A 2,882-nucleotide genomic window follows, 5' to 3' on the forward strand; every position below is an offset into this window, starting at 1 on the left:
CCATGAGAATGACGACAGAAGAGGCCTTCGTCAAAGTATTGCAGCTTCACGGGATTGATCAGGCATTTGGGATCATCGGTTCTGCGATGATGCCTGTTTCGGATCTTTTTCCGAAAGCCGGGATCCGGTTCTGGGATTGCGCGCATGAGACGAATGCGGGGTTGATGGCGGACGGGTTTTCGCGCTCGACCGGCAAGATGTCGATGGCGATCGCGCAGAACGGGCCGGGGGTGACGGGGTTTGTCACGCCGGTCAAGACCGCCTACTGGAACCACACGCCTTTGCTGCTGATCACGCCGCAGGCCGCGAACAAGACCATCGGCCAGGGCGGTTTCCAGGAGATGGAGCAGATGCGGCTCTTCGCCGATTGCGTCTGCTATCAGGAAGAGGTGCGCGACCCCTCGCGCATCCCCGAGGTGCTGAACCGCGTCATCATGCAGGCCTGGCGCAACTCGGCGCCGGCGCAGATGAACATCCCGCGCGACATGTGGACCCAGGTCATCGATGTCGAGCTGCCGCAGGTCGTGGCCTTCGAGCGCCCCTCGGGCGGCGAGAATGCGGTGGCCGAGGCGGCAAGGCTGCTCAGCGAGGCGAAGTTCCCGGTCATCCTGTCGGGCGCGGGCGTGGTCCTGTCGGGTGCGATCCCGGACCTGATCAAGCTGGCCGAGCGTCTGGATGCGCCGGTCTGCTCGAACTACCAGCACAATGACAGCTTCCCCGGTTCGCATCCGCTGGCCATGGGTCCGCTGGGCTATAACGGCTCGAAAGCCGGGATGGAGATCATCCAGAAGGCGGATGTGGTCCTCGCCCTCGGCACGCGGCTGAACCCGTTCTCGACCCTGCCGGGCTACGGCATCGATTACTGGCCCAAGGACGCCAAGATCATCCAGGTCGACATCAATGCCGACCGCATCGGCCTGACCAAGAAGGTGACGGTGGGCATCCAGGGCGACGCGGCCAAGGTGGCGCGCGGCATCCTGGGCCAGCTTGCGGACAATGCAGGCGATGCCGGGCGCGACGACCGCAAGGCGCTGGTGGCGACGACCAAGTCCCGCTGGGCGCAGGAACTGTCCAGCCTCGACCACGAGGACGATGATCCGGGCACCGAATGGAACGAAGGCGCCCGCACCCGCGAGGCCGAGCTGATGTCGCCCCGCCAGGCCTGGCGCGCGATCATGCAGGCGGTGCCGAAGGAGGCGATCGTCAGTTCCGACATCGGCAACAACTGCGCCATCGGCAATGCCTATCCCAGCTTCGAGGCCGGGCGGAAATACCTGGCCCCGGGCCTGTTCGGTCCCTGCGGCTATGGCTTCCCGGCGATCCTGGGGGCCAAGATCGGCAACCCCGACACCCCGGTGATCGGCTTCGCCGGCGACGGCGCCTTCGGGATCTCGATGAACGAGATGACCGCCTGCGGCCGCGACGACTGGCCGGCGATCACCATGGTGATCTTCCGCAACTACCAATGGGGTGCGGAAAAGCGCAACACGACGCTGTGGTACGACAACAACTTCGTCGGCACCGAGCTGGACCGCGGCACCACCTATGCCGGGATCGCCAAGGCCTGCGGCGCGAATGGCGTGCAGGTGCGCGGGGCCGAGGAGCTGACGGCGGCGCTGCATGACGCGGTCGAGCGGCAGATGAAGTCGGGCGAGACCACCTTCATCGAGGTCGTGCTGAACCAGGAACTGGGCGAGCCCTTCCGCCGCGACGCGATGAAGAAGCCGGTGGTGGTCGCGGGCATCGACGCCTCCGACATGCGCCCGCAGCAAGGCGCGCAGTGACCCAACCGCGGCCCGGCAACCCATGCCGGGCCGCGCTGACCCTTCGATCCGGACCGACCCGATGACGAGCCTTGCCATGCATCTTTCCGCCGCCCAGAGCCGGGGCCAAAGCCTGAAGTCCAGCCTGAGGGAGCTGTTTCCCGGCTTTGCCGTCTCGGTGCTGGTCGCGGCGACGGCGCAATTCCTGTCCGAGCATTACGGCGCGCCCGCCATGCTGATGGCCTTGCTGCTGGGACTGGCGCTGAACTTCCTGTCCGAGGCCGGCTCGCGCACCGCGCCGGGGATCGGCTTCACCGCGAAGACCGTGCTGCGCCTTGGGGTGGCGCTGCTGGGGGCGCGGATCTCGGTCGAGATGCTGGCCGGGCTGGGCGCGGCGGCGGTCGCGCTGGTGGTGACGGGGGTGGTGCTGACGATCCTGTTCGCGTTGGCCATCACCCGGCTGGTCGGGCGGGACTGGCGCTTCGCGCTGCTGACCGGGGGCTCGGTCGCGATCTGCGGCGCCTCGGCGGCGATGGCGATCGCGGCGGTGCTGCCGCGCCACGAGAAATCCGAGCGCGACCTGGTCTTCACCGTGCTCTCGGTCACCGTGCTGTCGACGGTGGCGATGGTGGTCTATCCGATGCTGGCGCAACTGTTCGGCTTTGACGCGCGCGACAGCGGCGTGTTCCTGGGCGGCACCATCCATGACGTGGCGCAGGTGGTGGGCGCGGGCTTCTCGATCGGGCCCGAGGCCGGCGAGACGGCGACGCTGGTCAAGCTGATCCGGGTCTCGATGCTGGCGCCGGTGGTCTTGTGCATCTCGCTGGTGATCCGCTCGCGCGGGCTGGCCGACCAGGTCGAGGGCAAGCGCCCGCCCGTGCTGCCGGGCTTCGTGCTGGGCTTCCTGGTGCTGGCGGTCGCGAACTCGCTGGGGATGATCCCGGCGGCCCTGGCCGATGCCGCCGGCATCCTCAGCCGCTGGGCGCTGCTCATCGCCATCGCCGCCGTCGGCATCAAGACATCCCTGGCCCGCATGCTGGAAGTCGGTCCCGCAGCAATCGCACTCCTCGTCGCAGATACCGTATTCCTCGGTGCCGTCGTCGTAACAGGTATCCATGC

At 67.5% G+C, this 2,882-nt stretch carries 2 protein-coding genes; both read left to right on the forward strand.

Annotation, left to right across the window (positions count from 1 at the left end):
- Positions 1 to 2 precede the first annotated feature (2 nt).
- On the forward strand, positions 3 to 1,784 hold the full coding sequence (gene xsc / locus ACO2Q4_RS23565; protein WP_423322162.1) for a sulfoacetaldehyde acetyltransferase: 1,782 nt from the start codon (positions 3 to 5) through the stop codon (positions 1,782 to 1,784).
- A gap of 76 nt (positions 1,785 to 1,860) precedes the next feature.
- Positions 1,861 to 2,882: YeiH family protein (locus ACO2Q4_RS23570; RefSeq protein WP_423322163.1), on the forward strand; the 1,022-nt coding region annotated here is incomplete at its 3' end.

It is taken from the genome of Paracoccus sp. KR1-242 (assembly GCF_049446195.1).
GTDB classification, from domain to species: Bacteria; Pseudomonadota; Alphaproteobacteria; order Rhodobacterales; family Rhodobacteraceae; genus Paracoccus; species Paracoccus broussonetiae.